Here is a 20,585-nt window from a genome sequence, read left to right as displayed (position 1 = left end):
AGCTTGCTCCCGCTGGGCCGCGCAGCGGCCCCAAAAGGACCACCGCGTCAGCATGGACCTACTCAGGCGGGTCAATCCGATCCAACTCCCGGTTCGCCGTGATCTCCGCCAGCATCACACTGTTGGAGATCCCCAGCAGGGCATTGCGCGCCCCACCGTCCAGATGATCCACCAGTTGATGCACCATCACATCGACGGACGCCAGCGTCTCCACCAGATACACCATCAGGGTTTCAGTCGTGGCTTCGGGGTCAACGGTAAACAGGTGGCCGGGCGTACGCGGCGTGGCTTTGATGTCGGCAGCCGAGGGGAAGTGAGATGTCGGATCGGCATCCGTCGGATTGGGGGTTACCTTGAACATATGCTGAGTTTCCTATTGGGTGCCACCCCTCTTGCGACTAAACGAAAGGGGAGGCAGCTGTACGCAGGTTAGTCGACCGGGAAACTCAGCAATCCGGCGCGCCCGAGGGCGCCCTGCGTACAGCCACCATCAAGTACAGGCAATGAAAGACCTGCATGACAGATGCACGCACAACTGAGTTACCACGGGCGACTAAACCCGACCACTGATGGGCAGTGGCGCGAATCAAGTTACCGATGGGCTCCAAGGCGCACAAGCCGGCGGATTCTGGCGTAACCGTAGGCAACGACGCAAGATCTTGTAGCTTTCATGAAGTAACCCTGACGCCCGTTAAACACGCGCCCTGCGGGCTAGCCCTCAGGGCAAGAAACAACGCATGGACAACAGACGCAGACCAACTGTGGCGAGGGGGCTTGCCCCCGTTGGGCCGCGCAGCGGCCCCAAAAAAGCCCGAAGCACAAAACCGCAGCCGAGCGACACCCCAATCACCGCAACGGCGAAAACTTCGCCGGCAAATAGATCGTCGAGCGCATGTCGCGCAGTTGCGGGCCGGAGTTTTCCGGCGGCCAGACGCCGTCGGCGACCGCCTGGGTGCGCACCTGCAAGCGCTGTTCAAGGCTGGCCCACGGCCAGATGTGCAGATAGCGCGGCAGCGCACCGTCAGTGGCGTAGAACGCCGCGTATACCGAAGAATACTGCTCGGCGGTCCGCACCTCGATGGCTTTGCTCCAGCCGTCGAGGGTCGGCTGCAAGCCGCTGCTGATCAGGTCGTAGACGCGTAACTCATAGAACGGACCATGCTGGCCGGCGCTCAAGGGTTCGAGGAAGGGAAACAGTGTGTAGTTTTCGATGCGCAGGTCGGTGATGAATTCGTTGATGCCAAACGCACTGCCCCCCAGCAGAAAACGCTCGCGCTCGGCTTGGCGCAGGCTTTCGTCCGCATAGCCGCGCAGCACGGCGATCTGGTTCAACTGGCCGATCTCCGAGGCCCAGCAGCCCATCAATGTGCCGCCGACTTGCGGCTTCGCCAACTCAGTCTCGATGCGTACCAGCGCATCGGCCACCGTGCGCACGCGCACGGTAAAAGTGATCAGTTCAAAAAAACGCATGGCGACTCCGGCGAACGGCTTTCAAAGCCCACAGCCTATGACAGCCCCTGCCGGCGGGATATTGAGACTAACCCTATCGGTGACGGCATTTGCCGCAGTGTTCTAGGTAGTTTCTTTACGTTGAGCAGCGCTGTGCAATTCACAGATCGTGTTCAATGCCTTCACCCAATGGACCTTGATGCAGGATTCGCGATGAATATGCTGTGGGCATGTTTCCGTGATCTCGCATGACAACAAGAGCCCACTCCATGCACAGCCCTAGAACGCTCTACCAGAAACACATCGACAGTCACACGGTTTGCACCCTCGACGATCAGGGCCATGTGCTGCTGTACATCGACCGCCAGGTCGCCAACGAATACACCAGCCCGCAAGCCTTCAGCGGCATGCGTGAAGCGGGCCGCAAGGCGTGGCGTCCGGGGGCGACGCTGGCGGTCGTCGACCACGTCAACCCGACGGCACCGACGCGCATTGCCGCCATGCCGGATGCCGGGGGCGCCCTCCAGGTGTCCTACTTCGAAGAAAACTGTCGCGACTTCGGCATCGAGCTGTTCGACGTGCTGGACAAGCGCCAGGGCATCGAGCACGTCGTGGCCCCCGAGCAAGGCTTTATCCTGCCGGGCATGGTCGTGGCCGCCGGCGACAGCCACACCACCACCTACGGCGCCCTGGGAGCCTTCGGTTTCGGAATCGGCACCTCGGAAATCGAACACCTGCTGGCCTCGCAAACCCTGGTCTACAAACGCCTGAAGAGCATGCGCGTAACGGTCAATGGCGTGCTCGGGGCCGGTGTGACGTCCAAGGACATCATCATGGCCCTGATCGAAAAAATCGGCGCTTCCGGCGCCACCGGTTACGCCATCGAGTTCGCCGGCCAGGCTATCGACGCCCTCAGCGTCGAAGCGCGCATGACCATCTGCAACATGGCCGTCGAAGCCGGCGCCCGGGGCGCGTTCATGGCCCCCGATGACAAGGTCTTTGCCTATCTGCAACTCAAGCCCCGGGCCCCTCAGGGCCAACTGTGGGAACAGGCCGTCGCGAAATGGCGAGGCCTGCACAGCGACGCCGCTGCGGTGTTCGATCGCGAAGTCAGCCTGGATGTCGGGACCCTGGAACCCATGGTCACCTGGGGCACCAGCCCCGATCAGGCCGCACCGGTGGGCGGACAGGTGCCGGACCCGGCCGCGCAGCCGGACCTGATCCTGCGCCAGGGCATGCAACGCGCCCTGAACTACATGGGCCTGGAACCGGGCATGCCGCTGAGCGACGTGGTGATCAGCCATGCCTTCATCGGCTCCTGCACCAATGCGCGCATCGAAGACCTGCGCGATGTCGCCCGCGTCGTGCGCGGCAAACGCGTGGCGGCCCACGTGCGGGCCATGATCGTGCCCGGCTCGACGCTGGTGCGAAACCAGGCCGAAGACGAAGGGCTGGCGCAGATCTTCCTCGATGCCGGTTTCGAATGGCGCCAGTCCGGTTGTTCGATGTGCCTGGCGATGAATGACGATGTGCTCGCCCCCGGTGATCGCTGCGCTTCAAGCACCAATCGCAACTTCGAAGGACGCCAGGGCGCTGGCGCGCGCACCCACTTGATGAGTCCGGCCATGGTCGCCGCCGCGGCGATTACCGGGCATTTGACCGACGTGCGCACGTTCGCGCTGGAGGCTTGAACCATGCAACCTTTCACTCTCGTCAGCGGCAGTGCCGCCCCGCTTCTGGCCGCCAACATCGACACCGACGTGATCATGCCCAAGCAGTTCCTCAAAGGGATTGATCGCAAGGGCCTGGACAAGGGGCTGTTCTTTGACCTGAGGTTCCTGGCGTCCGGTGAGCCCAACCCCGGATTCATCCTCAATCAACCGGCCTGGAACGACGCTGCGTTTCTGCTGACGGGGCCCAATTTCGGTTGTGGTTCGAGCCGCGAACATGCGGTCTGGGGACTCAAGCAAGTGGGCATCCGCGCACTGATCGGCACCAGCTTCGCCGGCATTTTCTACGATAACTGCCAGCGCAATGGCGTGTTGGCGATTCAGCTGAATGAGGACCAACTCAAGCAGATTGCCGCGTTGATCAGCGATCCGGCTACGGCGCGAATCAGCGTCAATCTGCCGGAGCAAACCATTGAACTGGCGGACGGCAAGGTGATCGCGTTCGATATCGATCAACTGCGCAAGCAATCGTTGCTGCTGGGGCTGGATGCGATTGGCACGACGTTGCAACGGGCCGAGCAGATTCGCGGTTTCGAGGCCCGGCACCTGGCGGAGAACCCCTGGTTGGGCTGACGGAAAAACCTCTGGCTGTGGCTGTTGCGTCAATGATTTGTAGGAGCGAGCCTGCTCGCGATGGACTCAAGGGCGACGCGTTTAGCCAGTTAGCACGCGTTATCGTTGACGACCATCGCGAGCAAGCTCGCTCCTACAGAGGATCAAGGCGTCGGTGGTTTATTCAACCGACAGATGACGAAAGTACTCTTCGAGAAACTCGACGCACACCCGCAGCTTGGCCGATTGGCTCAGCCGCGTCGGGTACACGGCCCACACGTTGGCGCTCTGGGTGTACTCATGCAGCACTTGCACCAGCCGCCCCTGCTCGAGCATCGGCTTCACGTCCCACATCGAGCGCAACAGAATCCCGCCGCCACTCAGGGCCCACTGCAACACGATCTCACCGTTGTTGGACGACAACGGCCCGCTGACACGCACCGACTCTTCCTGCCCGCCCTTCGCCAGGCTCCACACGCCGAACGCGTTGTTGCGCTCCTTGAGCACCAGGCAATCGTGGTCTTTCAAGTCCGCCAGCGATTGCGGTACACCGCGCCGCTGCAGGTATTCGGGCGTTGCACACAGCACCCGCCGGTTGCTCACCAGTTTGCGCCCCAGGTGCTGGCCCGGCAGGTCATCCCCCACGCGAATTTCCAGGTCGAAACCCTCGCCGACGATGTCGACCACACGATCGAACACGTCCAGGCGCAGCTCGAGCTTGGGGTAGGTTTGCGACAGCTCGCAGATCGCCGGTGCCACATGATTGCGGCCAAAGCCGAAACTGCTGCAGATGTGCAGCGAGCCCATCGGCTGTTGCCGCGCCTCGGATATTTCGCTGACGAAGTCATCGAAGTCACCGAGCAATTTCTCCGCCCATACCCGCACCCGCTCGCCGTCGTCAGTCAGCGCGATGCGCCTTGTCGTGCGGTGCAGCAGGCGCGTCGTGAGCGTGGTTTCCAGCACGGAAATGCGCTTGCTGATGTAGGCCGGCGAATACCCCAGCTCCTCGGCGGCACTGGCGAAGCCGTTTTTGCGCACGACGGTGAGGAAAACCTTGAGGTCTTCCGGCAAGGGAAACTGATCACGATTCGTGTTCATACGCCTCATACTTTCGCTGTTTATTGCGTTATTTGCGAAGGATACCATCGATCTACCGAGGAGCAATCCATCCCCGGTGAGCCGTGGTTTCTGCATCCTCGATAAAAACAAGCATGAGGAAAGCGCAACATGAACAAGCCCTATGAGCAAATCCTTAACGCCCCCGACGGCGGTTTCGTGCAACGCCTGCGCAGCCTCTGCGCCTACGAAATCGGCGTCATCCCGCTGCCGGTATTCCTTGGCATCGCCCTGATTGTCTTTCTCTCCGCGCACCTGGGTTTCCTGCCCAAGAACATGATCGGCGGGCTCGCCGTGATCATGACCATGGGCGTGTTCTTCGGCCAACTGGGCTCGCGCCTGCCGATCCTCAAGGAAATCGGTGGCGGCGCCATCCTGTGCCTGATGCTGCCGTCGATCCTGGTGTTCTACGGCTTCTTCGGGCCGGCGACGATCGACGCGACCAAAATGCTCATGAAGGACGCCAACTTCTTGTACTTCGTGATCGCCAGCCTGGTGGTCGGCAGCATTCTGGGCATGAGCCGCTTCATTCTGGTCCAGGGCATGATCAGGATGTTCATCCCCCTGCTGGTCGGCACCCTGGCGGCCGTCGCCAGCGGATTGATCGTCGGCAAACTGGTCGGCTACAGCTTCCACCACACGTTCTTCTTCATCATCGTGCCGATCATTGGCGGCGGGATCGGTGAAGGCATCCTGCCCCTGTCGCTGGCCTACTCGGCGATCCTCGGCGGCACCCCGGATATCTATGTGGCGCAACTGGCACCAGCGGCGGTGGTCGGCAATATCGTGGCGATCATCTGTGCCGGCTTTCTCGCTCGCCTGGCGCTGAAGCGCCCGAGCATCAATGGCGAAGGTGCGCTGATCCGCGCCAGGGACGAGAACGATAAATTCAAGGTCAAGGAAGACAGCGGCGCCCTTGTCGACTTCCGCGTCATGGGCGCCGGCGTGCTGCTGATCTGCGCGTTTTTCGTCCTCGGCGGCCTGCTGGAAAAAGTCGTGGGCATTCCCGGCCCGGTGATGATGATTCTCGCGGCGGTGCTGTTCAAGTACGCCCGGGTGCTGCCGGAAAAACTCGAGAAAGGCGCCAACACCTTCTACAAACTGGTGTCCGCCGCGTTCATCTGGCCGGTAATGATTGGCCTGGGCATGCTCTACGTGCCACTGGACAGCGTGGTCAAAGTGTTCTCGGTCGGCTACGTGCTGGTCTGCGTCTCGGTGGTGGTGTCGATGACCGTGGCCGGTTTCTTCATCGGCAACCTGATGAAGATGTACCCCATCGAATCGGCCATCGTCACCTGCTGCCACAGCGGCCTGGGCGGCACCGGGGACGTGGCGATCCTCTCGGCGTCGAACCGCATGTCGCTGATGCCGTTCGCACAGATCTCCACGCGAATTGGCGGGGCTTCGACGGTGATTCTGGCGACGATCCTGTTGCGGATGTTTGTTTGAAGTTGATCCGCTGGCACGGCTGTTCCGCTCTGCAGAGGAACACCCTTTTCATCACTTGAAAAAATCACTCGGCGTCTTGCCAAACTGTTTCTTGAACATGGTGGTGAACGCGCTCGGGCTGTCGTAGCCCAGCTCCCCGGCGATGTCGATGATCTTCTCCCCCACGGCGATTCGTTCCAGCGCCAGCAGCAGTCGCGCTTGCTGGCGCCATTGGCCGAAGGTCATGCCGGTTTCCCTGCGGAAACGGCGCTGGATGGTTTTGGCGTCCAGGCTCAGCCGCTCGCTCCAGTCCGCCAGGGTCGAGCCATCCCCGGGATCACGCCGCAATGCGCTACAGATCAGGTTGATCCGTGGATCGGCGGGCTGTGGCAGGTTCAATGGCAAGGTCGGCAGGATCGTCAGCTCATCCAGGATCAGGCGCAGTACGCGGGCCTCCCGTGCGTTCGGTTCTTCGCCGAAGTCGAAATCAACCGAGACTTTGATCAGCTCACTCAGGAGTGCAGAAACGCTCACGGCCCGAGGTTCGGCGGGCAGTCCGATGCTCGCGTCAGGGTGCACGAACACACTGCGCATCTTGATTGGCCCGACACAGCGAATCGAGTGCACTTGCCCACTCGGCATCCAGATGCCACGGCTCGGCGGTACGGTCCATTGGCTGCTTGCGGCGTGCACCACCATCACCCCTTCGATGGCATAGATCAGTTGATGCTTCTCGTGGGAGTGCGGCTGGATAAACCAGTTTTCCGGGTAATCGGTCGCGCTGCTGCGAACGTCCCAGTCGCCCTGGTCGATGTCCGCGAGAAATTTATCCAGTGGTTTGATCATGACGCCCTTTTTGCGATGGTCACTGCCCGATCTGCGCGAGACGGGCGATTTCAAGGCCCCTAGGATAACGCCGAACCCTGAAATTGACTGCTTCGCAGTTCGCGTTTATCCGGAAGAACGCCCATGTCGACCACCACCCTCAGCTCACCCTCACCCACCGCCTCGGTTGCAAGCCAGGCCAGCCCGCTGGTCATGCGCGTCATCGGCGCCTGCGCCCTGGCGCACCTGATCAACGACCTGATCCAGGCCGTGCTGCCGTCGATCTACCCGATGCTCAAGACCACCTATGGCCTGAGCTTCACCCAGGTCGGGCTGATCACCCTGACCTTCCAGCTCACCGCTTCGCTGCTGCAACCCTGGATCGGTTTCTACACCGACCGTCATCCCAAGCCGTGGCTGTTGCCGGCGGGCATGGTCTGCACCCTGATCGGCATCCTGATGCTGTCGATGGTCGGCAGCTTCCCGGCGATTCTCGTGGCCTCGGCGCTGGTGGGCGTCGGCTCGTCGACCTTTCACCCGGAGACCTCGCGGGTGGCGCGCCTGGCTTCGGGCGGTCGCTACGGCCTGGCGCAGTCGACCTTTCAGGTCGGGGGCAACGCCGGCAGCGCCTTCGGCCCCTTGCTGGCCGCTGCGATCATCATTCCCTATGGCCAAGGCAACGTCGCCTGGTTCGGCCTGTTCGCGGTGTTTGCCATCCTCGTGCAGTACGGCCTGAGCCGCTGGTACCGCAATCACCTGAACCTGTTCAAGCTCAAGCAAGGCAGCAAGGCTACCCACGGCCTGTCGAAACAGCGAGTGACTTTCGCCCTGGTGGTGCTGGCGTTGCTGGTGTTTTCCAAATACTTCTACATGGCCAGCTTCACCAGTTACTTCACCTTCTACCTGATCGAGAAGTTCGACCTGTCGGTGGCCAGTTCGCAGCTGTACCTGTTCCTGTTCCTCGGCGCCGTCGCGGCAGGCACCTTCTTTGGTGGCCCGATCGGCGACCGGATCGGCCGCAAGCAAGTGATCTGGTTCTCGATCCTCGGAGCGGCGCCCTTCACCCTCGCCCTGCCCTACGTCGACCTGTTCTGGACGGGCGTGCTGAGCATGATCATCGGCTTCATCCTCGCCTCGGCATTCTCAGCCATCGTGGTCTTCGCCCAGGAACTGGTGCCGGGTAACGTCGGCATGATCGCCGGGGTGTTCTTCGGCCTGATGTTCGGTTTCGGCGGGATCGGGGCGGCGTTGCTGGGGCACCTGGCGGATATCCATGGCATCGAGTACGTCTACACCTTGTGCTCGTACCTGCCGCTGCTGGGAATTCTGACCATACTGTTGCCGTCTACTGGACAACGCTCGTCAGGAGTGTGAACAGCCATCAGGAGGAAAAACCCATGAAAATCGTAGTCACCAGCGTGCTCGTCGATGATCAGGCCAAGGCGCTGGCCTTCTACCGGGATGTGCTCGGTTTTCAACTCAAGCACGATATTCCCATGGGCGAACATCGCTGGTTGACCCTGACCTCTCCCGGCGATCCCGAGGGCGTCGAGCTGCTGCTGGAGCCCAATGCCCATCCTGCGGCGAAGGCGTTCCAGGCGGCAATCAAGCAGGACGGCATTCCCTGCACGTTTTTCGGCGTCGATGACGTGCAAGCCGAATATGTCCGGCTCAGCGCCGCCGGCGTGCAGTTCACCCGCCCACCGACGGTGATGGGACCGGTCACCCTCGCGGTACTGGACGACACCTGCGGCAATCTTGTCCAGATCGTCCAGCACAACTCCACCGCCTGATCATTTCTGCTACCAGCCCTGTAGCACTCGGTAACACCTGGCCCCAATGCGGTGCGTCTTTTAAACGCCATGTCGTGCGCCACCCCGTTCCACACGGGGCCACCCGCCATGGCGTACTTTGTGCATCCAAAGGCCATCCTCTTCTGCCTGTAGTCGCCATGCGCCCCAAGGAACTGAAACTCTGGACCACCGGAGTCGCCCACCTGCTCGACCTGCCTGCCGGACATGCGCGGCTGTCGGGGTTGAGCCACTGGCTGCGGCAAATCTGCCCGGTCGATCATTTCGTGTTGTTTGTCTACGAAGGCAATCACCGGCCATTGGCGTTGTTCGATACCTTCTCGGCGGACAAGCGTGCGGTGTATGTCGACGACTATCAGTGCGGGCCTTACCTGCTTGATCCGTTCTACCTGGCCTGTACCCGCGGGCAGGCGCCGGGGTTGTGGCGCCTGCGCCAATTCGCCCCCGACCATTTCTACCTTGGCGAATACTTCCTGACCTATTACCAGCAAACCGGCCTGGCCGAGGAAGTGGCGTTCTTCGTCGACCTCGGCGGTGGTGCCACGGCGGTGTTGTCGTTGATGCGCTCCAGTGCCAGCTGTGCATTCAGCAGGGACGAAATGCAACTGGTCGAGTGTGCGCAAGCGGTGGTCGAGCAAGTCATCAATGAAGCCTGGCGCCTGCGTCAGGCTCAGGAGCCGCGACCGGCGCAGGACCTGGACTTCAAGATCCGCGAAGCCTTCGACCACTTCGGCGCGCACATCCTCACCGGGCGCGAGCAGGAGATTGTCCAGTTGCTGCTGCGCGGCCACTCCAGCGCCTCGGTGGCCGAACAACTGAACATCAGCCCGGGGACGGTGAAGATTCATCGCAAGAATATTTATGCGAAGTTGGGGATTGGCAGCCAGTCGGAGTTGCTGGGGTTGTTTATTCGGGAGTTGACAGAGGATCCGTTGCAGGCTCCAGGGCTCAAGCTGCAAGCCTGATACCTGTCGGTTAACAGAAAACCCTTGTGGGAGCGGGCTTGCTCGCGAAGGCGGTGTATCAGTCGCCATGTAAGTTGCCTGACACACCGCCTTCGCGAGCAAGCCCGCTCCCACAGGTGTATCGGTGTTCTGGAGACTGGGTGTTATGGCGGGTCCAGCTGATCCAGTGCCCGGTTCACTGCCAACTCTCCCAGCATGATCACCTGCGCAATGCCCAACAGCGCGTTGCGGCTTGTCCCTTCCAGATGATCTACCAGATCGTTGGCCATGACATTGGCCGACGCCAGTGATTCACAGGCATGCACCAGCAAGGTTTCGAGATTGAGGTCGGGATTGACGATGAACATGGTGCTGGGCTTGCGCGGCGTCGCCATGATGTGGGGGCCGGGGTTGAGATCGAGGTTTTCGTACGGGGATGCCGGATCGGAGTCCGGCGGATTGGGTGTGACCTTGAACATGGAATGGACCTCTAGCGCGAATAGTAAGGAGCCATCACCCTCGCTACCAAACGAAAGGTGGCGGCCACACGCGGGTTGGTAGACCGGTCGCACTAGAACCCGGCGCCCGCAAGGGAGCCCCGCGCATGACCACCATATAAATCACAGTCCCAAAAAATGACTGCATCAAGGTGGCGTAATGCGCCTAGAACGAAGACGGGCTACCAAACCCGATCACTGTTTTCCAGCGACCGGCAAACGATAAAACCCAACCCCAAGGCGCACAAGCCGGCGGATTCTGGCGTACCTGTAGGCAACGACGCAAGCTGGTGTAGCTTGCGGGAAGTAACGCTGACAGCGATTAAACATACGTGTCTCAGCCTTGAATCTACGTGGCTTGCCCACGTTGAAATTCCCAGGACCGCAGAGGAAATATCTGACGTATTTTTAAGGTTGGCGGCCGGAAGCTTGAGGTTTAACTTGGCCGCGCTGATCAGGGATAGCAATTTCTCGCCTGATGCGGGCGTTCTTTCAGGCATTCAGGGTGAAACGATTACATGCGCGAGACAAGGGTCGAGAAAGGCAATTACCCGATTGGCGACATTTGGCGCTATGATCGCGTCAAATGTCGCATAGAGGTAAACGGTATGCCCGCCGTCAAAAATGAAGTCGTAGGGACAGAGACAAAGCGTGTCACCCGCAAGCCTACTGAAGTGCTGCTACATGGCCGTAGTGGCGATACACGCATGTTGATCATCCGATACACGCAAGAAGGCTTTGACCTGAGTGACGTCAGGGACATGATTTCCATATCCGGCCTGTACATGGAGCACGACCTTGTTCAGCGCATTACCGGGAAATCCCTGAGGACGGTGCAGCGCCTGGCAAAGGAGACCCAGCCGGTTCGGCTGAACCAGCAGCAAAGCACTGTCGCTTTTCAGTACGCACAGGTACTCGAACACGCCATCAATGTATTTGGCGATCAGCAGTTGGCTGAGGACTGGCTGAAGAAACCCTGCAAGTACCTGGAGGGTCATATTCCTCTGGAATTGATCGACAATTCGCTGGGTTTCCAGGTCGTAGAGGACTACCTGACCCGAATTGAGCACGGGGTTTATCAATGAATCCTTTGCCTTGGGATGGGAAGTGGCACGCCTGGCGTCTGGATCGTGCGGTTTTCAAGGACTCATGGGATAGCGGCATTGGTGCGCAACAATCCGGCGGCCGATGGAATCCTCCTGGCCGCCGGGTTATTTATGCTTCGGCCGACCCGGCTACGGCGATTTTAGAGGTCGCCACCCACGCAGGCTTCGATACTCTCGACAGGGTGCCTTATGTGCTGACGTGTTTCGAAGTTCTGGATTCGAATGTCATCAAGGTTGTTCAGCCCGAAGACGTGCCGAACCCGAACTGGCTCATTCCATCTGAACTCTCGCCCAATCAACAGCATTTTGCTGATGAGCTACTGGCGCAACATCCATTCGTGCTTATTCCGTCTGCAGTTACGCGCCACTCCTGGAACCTGCTGGTTAGCTGTGATTTGGCCGCGGATCAATTCAAGCTTGTTTCGCAGGAGCGTTTTGGACTGGATACCCGTTTGCTGAAATGAACTCGAATGTCGACTTGGCCTACCAGTACCAAAATGCAGCATTCGCGTGTGATCTCTACACCTCACCGCCTACCGAACGTTTGAACCATTCCCCTCCTATCCCCCAAGGGATATATACACCGCAAAACCCCCATTGCTAGTTTGGCCCCCGACGCACTGATTCATCACTGCAAGGGAGCCCGCCTCGTGAACAACACCCCGCCAAGCGATATCGAATTCTGCAATGTGGTCAAACGCTATGGCGAGGTGCAGGCCGTCAGTGGTCTGGATTTTGCGGTGCGGCGTGGCTCGTTTCATTCCTTTCTCGGTGGTTCGGGCTGTGGCAAGACCACCACCCTGCGCATGATCGCCGGCTTCGAACAGCCCACCAGCGGCGAGGTGCGCCTGGCCGGTAAAAACGTGGCTGGTGTGCCGGCTTTCGAGCGGCCGGTGAACATGGTGTTCCAGCATTACGCGCTGTTCCCGCATCTGACCGTGGCGCAGAACATTGCCTATGGCCTGCGCTATCGCACCCCGCGCCCGGACAAGAAACAGCAACTGCGCATGGCCGATGAAGCGCTGGAGATGGTGCGCCTGAGCGGCTTTGGCCAGCGCAAACCGAGCGAGCTTTCCGGCGGCCAGCAACAGCGTGTCGCCCTCGCCCGCGCCTTGGTCAACAAGCCGACGGTGTTGCTGCTCGATGAGCCGCTGGCCGCGCTGGATCGCAAGCTACGCAAGGAGATGCAATCGGAACTGCTGCGTTTGCAGCGGGAGGTCGGCATCACCTTCGTGCTGGTCACCCACGACCAGGAAGAAGCCCTGTCGATGAGCGACAGCATCAGCGTGATGCACAACGGTTCGATCATCCAGACCGCCACCCCGGAACAACTCTACGAAGCCCCGGCCAGCCGTTACGTGGCTGACTTTATCGGCGAGTCCAACCTGTTCGACGGCACCGTGCGCCAGCTCAATGGTAACTCCGTGGTGCTGCGTACCGAGCAGGGCCTGGAGCTGACCAGCCCCCTCACCCCTACCGGCAAGGGCCTGAGCGCCAACGCCGCCGGGTGCATCGCGGTGCGCCCGGAGCTGATCAGCATCGCCGGCGCCAATGCCGAGTTGAGCCGCGAAGTGAAGCTGCCGGGTTGCGTTGAAGACCGCATTTACCTGGGCAACTCCACCGAATACCGCGTGCGCACCCAGGCCTTCGGCGTGGTCTGCGTGCGGGTGCCGCGCCAGCAGGATCACGGCGCCAATGCATTCGAACACGGCGCAGCGGTTCGCGTCGGCTGGGATCACGCCAATGGCTTGGCCATGGCGTTGTAAATCATCGATTCGTTTCATCAACCGGATGTGGAGCGTGCTATGGACCAGAAGACTTTTATAAAAACCCTGCGCAGCTGGCAGAACGGCTCGATCAGCCGCCGCGAGTTCCTTGGCCGCACCGGCCTTGGGATTGCCGCCGCCGTGGTCGCGACCAACATGCCCGGCCTGCTGACCTCCAGCGCAGAGGCTGCCGAACAGGCCAAGCTGGGTGATCGCCTGTCGCTGGCGACCTGGCCGAACTACCACAGCCAGGAAAACCTCGACGCTTTCGCCAAGACCACCGGCGCCCGGGTGTCGATGAGCGTGTTTGGTTCCAACGAAGAAATGCTCGCTAAACTGCAGGCCGGCGGCAGTGGCTGGGACGTGCTGGTGCCGACCAACTACACCATCAGCACCTACGTCGGCTTGGGGCTGATCGAACCGCTGGACCTGTCGCGCATTCCCAACTTCGACGCCTCGGCGTTCCAGCAGAAGTTCATGGCCCAGGGCACGGTGGACGGCAAGGTCTACGCGGTGCCAAAAAACTGGGGCACCACCGGCATGCTCTACGACACCGGCAAACTGAAAAACGGCCCGACCAGCTGGAAGGAGTTCTGGGCCGCCGCCCAAGGCCCCGCCAGTGGCCGCACGATGGTTCACGACTACCAGTTGACCGCCATCGGCAACGCCCTGAAAAGCTTCGGCTACAGCTTCAACTCCCTTGATCCGAAAGAACTGGCCGACGCGGAAAAGCTGCTGATCGAGGTCAAGCCGCACCTGTTCGCGATCAACTCCGACATCCAGCCGTCGATGCGCAGCGGCGATGCCTGGCTGGCGATGTCGTGGACCGGCGATGCCTCGCAACTGCACCGCGACAACGCGCAAATGCAGTTCGAGCTGGGCAAGGAAGGTGGCGAGCTGTGGAGCGACTTTTTCGCCATCCCGAAAAGCTCGGAGCACAAGGACGCGGCCTACGCCTTCATCAACTACCTGCTCGACCCGCAGCACAACAAGCTGGAAGTGCTCAGCCACGGTTACCCGAGCGGCGACAAGCGTGTCGACGCGCTGCTGCCGGTGGCGATGCTCGACGATCCGATCATGTACCCGGCCGCCGAGGCCCTGAGCCCGCTGGAGTTCGGTGCCGCCGCGACGCTGACCAGCCCGGCGCGCGCCGAACTGATGGCGCGTTTCAAGTCCGCCTGATCGCCTGACCATGGCCAATGAGGAGTCACCCATGAATGCCGCCGCCCACCCGCAAACGGTGCAGCCGGGCCATGCCCTGGCGGTCGAGGTTCGCCAGCGGCGCAGCCTCGGCCGACGCATCACCCTGCTGATGCTCTTGCCTTCGACCCTGTGGTTCCTGCTGCTGTTGTTGATGCCGCTGGTGATCATCATGGTTTTCAGTTTCGGCGAGCGCAGCGCCGTGGGTGGTTACGCCGGTGGCTTCACCCTGGCCAACTACCTGAACCTCGGCTCTCGCGGCGCGGCGTTCAGCAACACGCTGATGCTCGCGCCGCTGGGCACCCTGGTATGCCTGGTGGCGGCGTATCCGCTGGCGTACTTTCTTGCGGTCAAGGTCAGCAGGAATCGCTCGCTGCTGCTGACGCTGGTGATCGTGCCGTTCTGGACCAGTTTCCTGATCCGCACCTATGCGTGGATTTTCATCCTCAGCGGCAAAGGCATCCCGGCGCTGCTGGCCAGCCTGGGTCTGGAGGATGTGCGATTGATCAACACGCCGTGGGCGGTGCTGATCGGCATCGTCTACGGCTACCTGCCGCTGATGGTGTTCCCGATCTACGTCAGCCTGGAAAAACTCGACAAGCGCCTGCTCGAAGCCTCGGCGGACCTGGGTGCCAGCGCCTTCGAAAGCTTCCGCCGGATCACCTTGCCGTTGTCCGCGCCGGGGATCATCACCGGGGTAATGCTGGTGTTCATCCTGCTGATGGGCGAGTTCCTGATCCCGGCCATTCTCGGCGGCGGCAAGGTGTTCTTTGTCGGCAACGCGCTGGTCGACCTGTTCCTGCAATCGCGCAACTGGCCGTTCGGCAGTGCGCTGGCCATGACGCTGGTGGCGATGATGCTGCTGATCATCGGCGTGTACTTGAAACTGGTGGCGCGCTACGGCGGCCGCCCTGCCGACGGAGGCCTGTGACATGTGGCTGCGCAGCTATTCGACTTCGCTGTACCTGTTCCTCTATGCGCCGATTGCCTTGATCGTGCTGTTCAGCTTCAACGCCGGGCGCAGTGGCCTGGCGTTCCAGTGCTGCTCGGTGCAATGGTTCGGCACCGCGTTCGGCAACCCGTTCATCATGGAAGCCCTGGGCAACAGTGCGCTGATCGCTTTCAGTTCGGCGGTGATTGCCACGTTGTTCGGCACCCTCGCGGTGTTCGGTTTGCAGCGCTGTGGCGCCAAAGTGCGCCTGCTGTTCGATGCACTGACCTATTGCGCGATCATCGTGCCGGGCATCGTCATCGGCATCTCGACACTGATCGCCTTTATCAGCCTGTTCGACCTGATCAATCCGCTGCTGGCAAGCTGGCTGCCGACGGTGCCGAAGTTGAACATGGGGTTCTTCACGGTGATCGCCGCGCACTCGCTGTTTACCATGGCCCTGGTCATGGTGATCGTGGGCAGCCGCGTCGATTCGCTGGACAAGGCCCTGCTGGAAGCCTCGGCGGACCTGTACGCGCCACCGATGGACACCTTCTGGCGGGTGACCCTGCCGCAGATCAGCCCGGCGATCATGGCCGGGTTCCTGCTGGCCTTCACCTTCAGCTTCGACGATTTCATCATCGCGTTTTTCGTCGCCGGCTCCGAAACGACGCTGCCAATCTACATCTTTTCCTCCATCCGCCGCGGCGTGACGCCGGAGATCAACGCGATTTCCACGGTGATCATCTGCGTGTCGCTGGCCCTGCTGTTCACTTCCCGCCATCTGCAAAACCGCCGCACCGGCGTCCAGGAGTCGCACCATGCGTGATCAGCTCTACATCAACGGCGAATGGGTCAGCCCGGACCTGGGTGGCTATCTGGACGTGATCGACCCCGCGACCGAACAGGTCTTCCACCGGGTGGCGGCCGGCACTGAAGAAGACGTCGATCATGCCGTGCGTGCGGCCCGTCGCGCCTTCGACAATGGCTGGGGCCAGACCAGCGGCGCCGAGCGCGCGCAGTGGCTGGAGGCATTGGCCGATGAACTGGAAACCGGCAAACAGGCACTCTCGGAACTGGAAGTGCGCGACAACGGCAAACCCTTGCCAGAGGCGCAGTGGGACATCGGCGATGCCATCGCCTGCTTCCGTTACTACGCCGGTCTGGCCCGCGATCTGGACCAGCAGCAGGATCAGCCGCTGGCCTTGCCGGATGAGCGTTTCCGTTGCCGCATCCGCCACGAACCGATTGGCGTGGCCGGACAGATCATCCCCTGGAACTACCCGCTGCTGATGGCCGCGTGGAAGGTGGCGCCAGCCTTGGCCGCCGGGGCCACGGTGGTGTTGAAACCGTCCGAATTGACGCCGCTGACCGCCCTGGAACTGGCGGCTGCCGCCGATCGTATCGGCTTGCCGGCCGGGGTGTTGAACGTGATCACCGGCCTTGGCGCTGACGCCGGCAGCCCGCTCACAGAACACCCGGGCGTGGACAAGCTGGCCTTCACCGGCAGCGTGCCCACCGGGGCGAAAATCATGTCGGCGGCGGCGCGGGACATCAAGAACATCAGCCTTGAACTGGGCGGAAAGTCGGCCTTCATCGTGTTTGATGATGCTGATGTCGAGGCCGCCGTGGAGTGGATTCTGTTCGGGATTTTCTGGAACCAGGGCCAGGTGTGCAGCGCCACCTCACGCCTGCTGGTGCAGGAAAGCATCGCCCCGCGCCTGATCGAGCGGTTGGTGGAAGAAACCCGCAAGATCAGCATCGGCCCCGGTATGCAGCCCGGGGTTCTGCTCGGTCCGCTGGTCAGCCAGGGCCAGTACGACAAGGTGCTCGGTTTCATCGACCAAGGCCTGGCCAGCGGCGCCCGCTTGCTCACCGGCGGACGACGCCCGGCGCACTTGCGCGAAGGTTACTTTGTCGAGCCGGCGATTTTCGATGAGCCGGGGCACAGCAGCATTCTGTGGCGCGAGGAAGTGTTCGGCCCGGTGCTGTGCATCAAGCGCTTCAAGACCGAAGAACAAGCGGTGCAAATGGCCAACGCCAGCCGGTTCGGCCTGGCTGCTGCGGTGATGAGCGCGGACCTGCAACGCACCGCCCGGGTCGCCAACCAACTGCGCGCCGGGATCGTCTGGGTCAACTGCTCGCAACCGACCTTCGTCGAAGCGCCCTGGGGCGGCATGAAACATAGCGGCATCGGCCGGGAGCTGGGGCAATGGGGGCTGCACAATTACCTGGAAGTCAAGCAGGTGACTGAGTACGTCAGTGACCAGCCTTGGGGGTGGTACTTGAAGTAAAGGCCTGTCTGGCAGACCGTGGCGCCTGCATCGCCAGCAAGCCGGCTCCTACAAAAGCGATGCCAGCAAACCTGTAGGAGTTGGCTTGCCAGCGATGGGGCCATCACATCCAGAATGAATGGCGCCTGACCCACCGCTTTCGCGGGCAAGCCCGCTCCCACAGGGATTGTGGCCGGCCGCAGGATTGGCATTCACTGAAGATCAAAACTGTGGGAGCGGGCTTGCCCGCGAAAGCGGTGGGTCTGCCAACATCTCTGTTGGATGTGCCGGCCTCTTCGCGAGCAAGCCCGCTCCCACAGGGATTGTGGCCGGTCGCAGGATTGGCATCACTGAAAGATCAAACTGTGGGAGCAGGCTTGTGACAACGGGTTATCAACGGGTAATTTGAACGGTCTGCCCTTCAAGACACGCCGGAGTTGATCAATGCGCATCGCCTTGCTGTCCGACATGCACCTGTCCGTCAACGCGGTCCCTTTCCCCGCCGTGGAGGCCGATATCGTCGTGCTCGCCGGGGACATCGCCCGGCCGGCCAACGCCATCGAGTGGGCCAGTGCGTGTCCGGTTCCACTGTTGTACGTGGCGGGCAATCACGAGTTTTATGGCAGCGACCTGGTCTCCACCTACAAACAGTTGAACAGCCTGGCGCAAGGCACCCGGATCCACGTTCTGGAACGTTCGGAGTACGTCCACGATGGCGTACGTTTTCTCGGCTGCACCTTGTGGTCCGACTACCGTCTGCTCGACAGCCCGGAGGATCGGGCGCTGGGCATCGACCTGGCGACCCAACTGATCCGAGACTTCAGCCACATCAGGATCGCCCCCGATTTCCCCGACCTGTTCACGCCGGCGATTTCCCAGATGATTTTTCTGCAAACGGTCGCCTGGCTGGAAGACTGCTTCACCCGCGACAACAGCACACCTACGGTAGTGATCTCTCATTTCGCCCCGACCCGGTCGAGCATCAGCCCGACCTTTGCCGGTTCGCCGATCAACTCAAGCTTTGTCTCGGACCTCGAAGCACGTATCAAACATTGGCAGCCGACACTGTGGCTGCATGGCCACACCCACGGCAGCTTCGATTATCGGGTGGGCAACACCCGCGTGGTCTGCAACCCCCGGGGCTATGCCAAGAACGGCATCAATGAAAATCCTGATTTCGATGCGGCCTTCGTCATCGATCTGGATTTCTGAGGTAACTCTCGGGTCAACAGCACCGCGTATTGCACTTACCCCGGCCAAATCGCGCTTCCTGGCGCTCGCGGAAAAACACCTCATAGCTCATGACCGGCTCGCCCGGACGGTTGCGGGCCATTTGCGCCACGTAGTTGTCGTATTCGGGAACGCCGACCATCAATCGGGCGCTCTGGCTGAACAATCTGACGAACTGCTGCAGTTTGCGGAACATGGCTGATCTCTCTGTGAACGTGGGACCTGGCCCATGTAACCGCGCCCATGTATCTGCAATGTGTCCACATCCGGCGCCTTTGTATGCTCAAGTATCCAGGCTCGCGCCCGATGCAACGCTGGCAACCCGCTACACTTTCCTCGCTCCGCCGCTGCACCCGAGCGGCCATGACCCCTGACTTCTGATCTGGAGGTATCCCATGAGCGACAGCAGCGAACTCACCACTTTTACCGGCTGGGCCGCCACGGCGGCAGGCGCGCCACTGGAGCGCTACAGCTACGATCCCGGTCCGTTGGGCAACGATGAGGTCGAAGTCACCGTGGAGTATTGCGGCGTCTGCCACTCCGACCAGTCGCTGATCGACAACGATTGGGGCATCAGCCAGTACCCGTTCATTCCCGGCCACGAGGTGGTCGGCCGTATCGTGCGGATGGGCGACCAGGTACGCGGTCTGGAAATGGGCCAACGGGTGGGCATCGGTTGGTACAAGGGCAGTTGCATGCATTGCACGTCGTGCATCGAGGGCTCGCATAACCTGTGTCGCACCGTGCAACCGACCATTATTGGCAGCAACGGCGGCTTTGCCGACCGCATTCGCTCGCACTGGGCCTGGGCCCTGCCGATCCCGGCCGGGCTCGATCCGGCGATGGCCGGGCCGTTATTCTGTGCCGGCTCGACCGTGTTCAACCCGCTGGTGGAATTCGGCATCAAGCCCACCGACCGGGTCGGTGTGGTGGGCATCGGCGGTCTCGGTCACCTGGCGCTGCGCTTCCTCAACGCCTGGGGCTGCGACGTCACGGCCTTCACCTCATCGCTGAGCAAACAGGACGAAGCCAAGCGCCTGGGTGCGCACAAGGTGGTCGCCTCGACCGACACCGATGCGCTCAATGCCATTGCCGGTACCCTGGACTTTCTCCTGGTCACCGCCAACGCCAACCTCGACTGGACGGCCATGCTCGCCACCCTGCGCGGCAAGGGGCGCCTGCACTTTGTCGGCGTCGTGCCCGACGCCATACCGGTGCACGTGTTCAACCTGATTCCCCAGCAGAAAGTCATGTCTGCCTCACCGGTCGGCTCACCGGCCAACACTGCGATGATGCTGGAGTTCTGCGCCCGCCATCAGATTGTGCCGCAGGTCGAGATGTTTCCCATGAGCCGGATCAACGAAGCCGTCGATCACTTGCGCAGCGGCAAGGCGCGCTACCGGGTGGTGCTGGACGCGAGTCAGTGACAGTCGACGAACGCGGCGAGGGTCGTCAACGATAACGTGTGTGAACCGGATAAACGCGGCGCATTCGAATCCATCGCCAGCAAGCCGGCTCCTACAGCTCCCCGGGAAGTACGCGATCACCTGTAGGAGCCGGCTCGCTGGCGATGGTCGTCAACGATAACGCGTCTGAACTGGATAAACACGGCGCATTCGAGTCCATCGCCGGCAAGCCGGCTCCTACAATTCCCAGGGAAGTACGCGATCACCTATAGGAGCCGGCTTGCTGGCGATGGTCGTCAACGATAACGCGCCTGAACTGGA

Annotated in this window: 21 protein-coding genes; 15 read left to right on the top strand and 6 right to left on the bottom strand. The window is 61.4% G+C overall.

The window, feature by feature from the left end; all coding sequences use genetic code 11:
• Positions 1–58: 58 nt before the first annotated feature.
• Both QMK54_RS13705 and QMK54_RS13700 read right to left on the bottom strand, forming a co-directional pair.
• The gene (locus QMK54_RS13705) at positions 59–361 is read right to left on the bottom strand and encodes a DUF6124 family protein (protein ID WP_320402735.1); all 303 of its coding nucleotides are present in this window, start codon (positions 359–361) and stop codon (positions 59–61) included.
• A gap of 485 nt (positions 362–846) precedes the next feature.
• Positions 847–1,470, bottom strand: a complete 624-nt coding sequence (locus QMK54_RS13700; protein WP_223595605.1) for an NIPSNAP family protein — start codon at positions 1,468–1,470, stop codon at positions 847–849.
• A gap of 248 nt (positions 1,471–1,718) precedes the next feature.
• On the opposite strand from QMK54_RS13700, the gene leuC reads away from it, so the two are divergent.
• Positions 1,719–3,140 carry a 3-isopropylmalate dehydratase large subunit gene (gene leuC / locus QMK54_RS13695; protein ID WP_320402734.1) on the top strand — a complete coding sequence of 474 codons (1,422 nt, stop codon included), beginning with the start codon at positions 1,719–1,721 and terminating at the stop codon, positions 3,138–3,140.
• 3 nt (positions 3,141–3,143) lie between these two features.
• Positions 3,144–3,752 carry a 3-isopropylmalate dehydratase small subunit gene (leuD, locus tag QMK54_RS13690; RefSeq protein WP_320402733.1) on the top strand — a complete coding sequence of 203 codons (609 nt, stop codon included), beginning with the start codon at positions 3,144–3,146 and terminating at the stop codon, positions 3,750–3,752.
• 159 nt (positions 3,753–3,911) lie between these two features.
• Here the strand turns inward: leuD and QMK54_RS13685 are convergent, their stop codons facing one another.
• The gene (locus tag QMK54_RS13685; protein ID WP_110659213.1) at positions 3,912–4,829 is read right to left on the bottom strand and encodes a LysR substrate-binding domain-containing protein; all 918 of its coding nucleotides are present in this window, start codon (positions 4,827–4,829) and stop codon (positions 3,912–3,914) included.
• 129 nt (positions 4,830–4,958) lie between these two features.
• Between QMK54_RS13685 and QMK54_RS13680 the strand changes: the two genes are divergently transcribed.
• Positions 4,959–6,296, top strand: a complete 1,338-nt coding sequence (locus tag QMK54_RS13680; RefSeq protein ID WP_110659214.1) for a 2-hydroxycarboxylate transporter family protein — start codon at positions 4,959–4,961, stop codon at positions 6,294–6,296.
• 51 nt (positions 6,297–6,347) lie between these two features.
• Here the strand turns inward: QMK54_RS13680 and QMK54_RS13675 are convergent, their stop codons facing one another.
• A complete protein-coding gene (locus tag QMK54_RS13675) occupies positions 6,348–7,121 on the bottom strand; it encodes a helix-turn-helix transcriptional regulator (RefSeq protein ID WP_320402732.1) in 774 nt (257 codons plus the stop codon).
• Between the two features lie 123 nt (positions 7,122–7,244).
• Between QMK54_RS13675 and QMK54_RS13670 the strand changes: the two genes are divergently transcribed.
• The 3 genes from QMK54_RS13670 (at position 7,245) to QMK54_RS13660 (ending at position 9,876) form a co-directional block, all read left to right on the top strand.
• Positions 7,245–8,474, top strand: a complete 1,230-nt coding sequence (locus tag QMK54_RS13670) for an MFS transporter (protein WP_110659216.1) — start codon at positions 7,245–7,247, stop codon at positions 8,472–8,474.
• 23 nt (positions 8,475–8,497) lie between these two features.
• Positions 8,498–8,893: a VOC family protein gene (locus QMK54_RS13665; RefSeq protein ID WP_110659217.1), complete on the top strand. Its 396-nt coding sequence runs from the start codon at positions 8,498–8,500 to the stop codon at positions 8,891–8,893.
• 158 nt (positions 8,894–9,051) lie between these two features.
• Positions 9,052–9,876, top strand: coding sequence for a response regulator transcription factor (locus tag QMK54_RS13660; RefSeq protein ID WP_110659218.1), 825 nt, complete (start codon positions 9,052–9,054; stop codon positions 9,874–9,876).
• A gap of 143 nt (positions 9,877–10,019) precedes the next feature.
• On the opposite strand, the gene QMK54_RS13655 is transcribed toward QMK54_RS13660, so the two are convergent.
• Positions 10,020–10,334: a DUF6124 family protein gene (locus QMK54_RS13655; protein WP_320402731.1), complete on the bottom strand. Its 315-nt coding sequence runs from the start codon at positions 10,332–10,334 to the stop codon at positions 10,020–10,022.
• A gap of 626 nt (positions 10,335–10,960) precedes the next feature.
• Between QMK54_RS13655 and QMK54_RS13650 the strand changes: the two genes are divergently transcribed.
• From QMK54_RS13650 to QMK54_RS13615, 8 genes are all read left to right on the top strand, one after another.
• Positions 10,961–11,437, top strand: coding sequence for an antitoxin Xre/MbcA/ParS toxin-binding domain-containing protein (locus QMK54_RS13650; protein ID WP_103393764.1), 477 nt, complete (start codon positions 10,961–10,963; stop codon positions 11,435–11,437).
• Positions 11,434–11,922 (top strand): RES family NAD+ phosphorylase, encoded by a 489-nt coding sequence (locus QMK54_RS13645; protein WP_103393765.1) that lies wholly within the window; start codon positions 11,434–11,436, stop codon positions 11,920–11,922. Before QMK54_RS13650 ends, QMK54_RS13645 begins: the two co-directional genes overlap by 4 nt.
• 186 nt (positions 11,923–12,108) lie before the next feature.
• A complete protein-coding gene (locus QMK54_RS13640) occupies positions 12,109–13,224 on the top strand; it encodes an ABC transporter ATP-binding protein (RefSeq protein ID WP_110659220.1) in 1,116 nt (371 codons plus the stop codon).
• Positions 13,225–13,263: 39 nt separating this feature from the next.
• Entirely contained in the window at positions 13,264–14,406 is a 1,143-nt protein-coding gene (locus QMK54_RS13635; protein WP_110659221.1) for an ABC transporter substrate-binding protein, read from the top strand.
• A gap of 31 nt (positions 14,407–14,437) precedes the next feature.
• On the top strand, positions 14,438–15,355 hold the full coding sequence (locus QMK54_RS13630) for an ABC transporter permease (protein WP_110659222.1): 918 nt from the start codon (positions 14,438–14,440) through the stop codon (positions 15,353–15,355).
• A gap of 1 nt (position 15,356) precedes the next feature.
• Positions 15,357–16,184 carry an ABC transporter permease gene (locus QMK54_RS13625; protein WP_223593765.1) on the top strand — a complete coding sequence of 276 codons (828 nt, stop codon included), beginning with the start codon at positions 15,357–15,359 and terminating at the stop codon, positions 16,182–16,184.
• Positions 16,177–17,649, top strand: coding sequence for an aldehyde dehydrogenase family protein (locus tag QMK54_RS13620; RefSeq protein WP_110659224.1), 1,473 nt, complete (start codon positions 16,177–16,179; stop codon positions 17,647–17,649). Before QMK54_RS13625 ends, QMK54_RS13620 begins: the two co-directional genes overlap by 8 nt.
• Before the next feature lie 423 nt (positions 17,650–18,072).
• Positions 18,073–18,840 carry a metallophosphoesterase gene (locus QMK54_RS13615; protein WP_320402730.1) on the top strand — a complete coding sequence of 256 codons (768 nt, stop codon included), beginning with the start codon at positions 18,073–18,075 and terminating at the stop codon, positions 18,838–18,840.
• A 13-nt stretch (positions 18,841–18,853) separates the two neighbouring features.
• On the opposite strand, the gene QMK54_RS13610 is transcribed toward QMK54_RS13615, so the two are convergent.
• A complete protein-coding gene (locus tag QMK54_RS13610) occupies positions 18,854–19,054 on the bottom strand; it encodes a YbdD/YjiX family protein (RefSeq protein WP_007992067.1) in 201 nt (66 codons plus the stop codon).
• 199 nt (positions 19,055–19,253) lie between these two features.
• Between QMK54_RS13610 and ahr the strand changes: the two genes are divergently transcribed.
• Positions 19,254–20,285, top strand: a complete 1,032-nt coding sequence (ahr, locus tag QMK54_RS13605) for an NADPH-dependent aldehyde reductase Ahr (protein ID WP_320402729.1) — start codon at positions 19,254–19,256, stop codon at positions 20,283–20,285.
• Positions 20,286–20,585 lie beyond the last annotated feature (300 nt).

Source organism: Pseudomonas sp. P5_109, from assembly GCF_034009455.1.
In the GTDB taxonomy this organism is placed as follows: domain Bacteria; phylum Pseudomonadota; class Gammaproteobacteria; order Pseudomonadales; family Pseudomonadaceae; genus Aquipseudomonas.
This window is presented reverse-complemented; position numbering and strand designations above follow the sequence as displayed.

Coding starts and splice junctions, on each gene's coding strand:
- QMK54_RS13705 (WP_320402735.1), bottom strand. CDS start 361: ATGTTCAAGGTAACCCCCAATCCGACGGATGCCGATCCGACATCTCAC.
- QMK54_RS13700 (WP_223595605.1), bottom strand. CDS start 1,470: ATGCGTTTTTTTGAACTGATCACTTTTACCGTGCGCGTGCGCACGGTG.
- leuC (WP_320402734.1), top strand. CDS start 1,719: ATGCACAGCCCTAGAACGCTCTACCAGAAACACATCGACAGTCACACG.
- leuD (WP_320402733.1), top strand. CDS start 3,144: ATGCAACCTTTCACTCTCGTCAGCGGCAGTGCCGCCCCGCTTCTGGCC.
- QMK54_RS13685 (WP_110659213.1), bottom strand. CDS start 4,829: ATGAACACGAATCGTGATCAGTTTCCCTTGCCGGAAGACCTCAAGGTT.
- QMK54_RS13680 (WP_110659214.1), top strand. CDS start 4,959: ATGAACAAGCCCTATGAGCAAATCCTTAACGCCCCCGACGGCGGTTTC.
- QMK54_RS13675 (WP_320402732.1), bottom strand. CDS start 7,121: ATGATCAAACCACTGGATAAATTTCTCGCGGACATCGACCAGGGCGAC.
- QMK54_RS13670 (WP_110659216.1), top strand. CDS start 7,245: ATGTCGACCACCACCCTCAGCTCACCCTCACCCACCGCCTCGGTTGCA.
- QMK54_RS13665 (WP_110659217.1), top strand. CDS start 8,498: ATGAAAATCGTAGTCACCAGCGTGCTCGTCGATGATCAGGCCAAGGCG.
- QMK54_RS13660 (WP_110659218.1), top strand. CDS start 9,052: ATGCGCCCCAAGGAACTGAAACTCTGGACCACCGGAGTCGCCCACCTG.
- QMK54_RS13655 (WP_320402731.1), bottom strand. CDS start 10,334: ATGTTCAAGGTCACACCCAATCCGCCGGACTCCGATCCGGCATCCCCG.
- QMK54_RS13650 (WP_103393764.1), top strand. CDS start 10,961: ATGCCCGCCGTCAAAAATGAAGTCGTAGGGACAGAGACAAAGCGTGTC.
- QMK54_RS13645 (WP_103393765.1), top strand. CDS start 11,434: ATGAATCCTTTGCCTTGGGATGGGAAGTGGCACGCCTGGCGTCTGGAT.
- QMK54_RS13635 (WP_110659221.1), top strand. CDS start 13,264: ATGGACCAGAAGACTTTTATAAAAACCCTGCGCAGCTGGCAGAACGGC.
- QMK54_RS13630 (WP_110659222.1), top strand. CDS start 14,438: ATGAATGCCGCCGCCCACCCGCAAACGGTGCAGCCGGGCCATGCCCTG.
- QMK54_RS13625 (WP_223593765.1), top strand. CDS start 15,357: ATGTGGCTGCGCAGCTATTCGACTTCGCTGTACCTGTTCCTCTATGCG.
- QMK54_RS13620 (WP_110659224.1), top strand. CDS start 16,177: ATGCGTGATCAGCTCTACATCAACGGCGAATGGGTCAGCCCGGACCTG.
- QMK54_RS13615 (WP_320402730.1), top strand. CDS start 18,073: ATGCGCATCGCCTTGCTGTCCGACATGCACCTGTCCGTCAACGCGGTC.
- QMK54_RS13610 (WP_007992067.1), bottom strand. CDS start 19,054: ATGTTCCGCAAACTGCAGCAGTTCGTCAGATTGTTCAGCCAGAGCGCC.
- ahr (WP_320402729.1), top strand. CDS start 19,254: ATGAGCGACAGCAGCGAACTCACCACTTTTACCGGCTGGGCCGCCACG.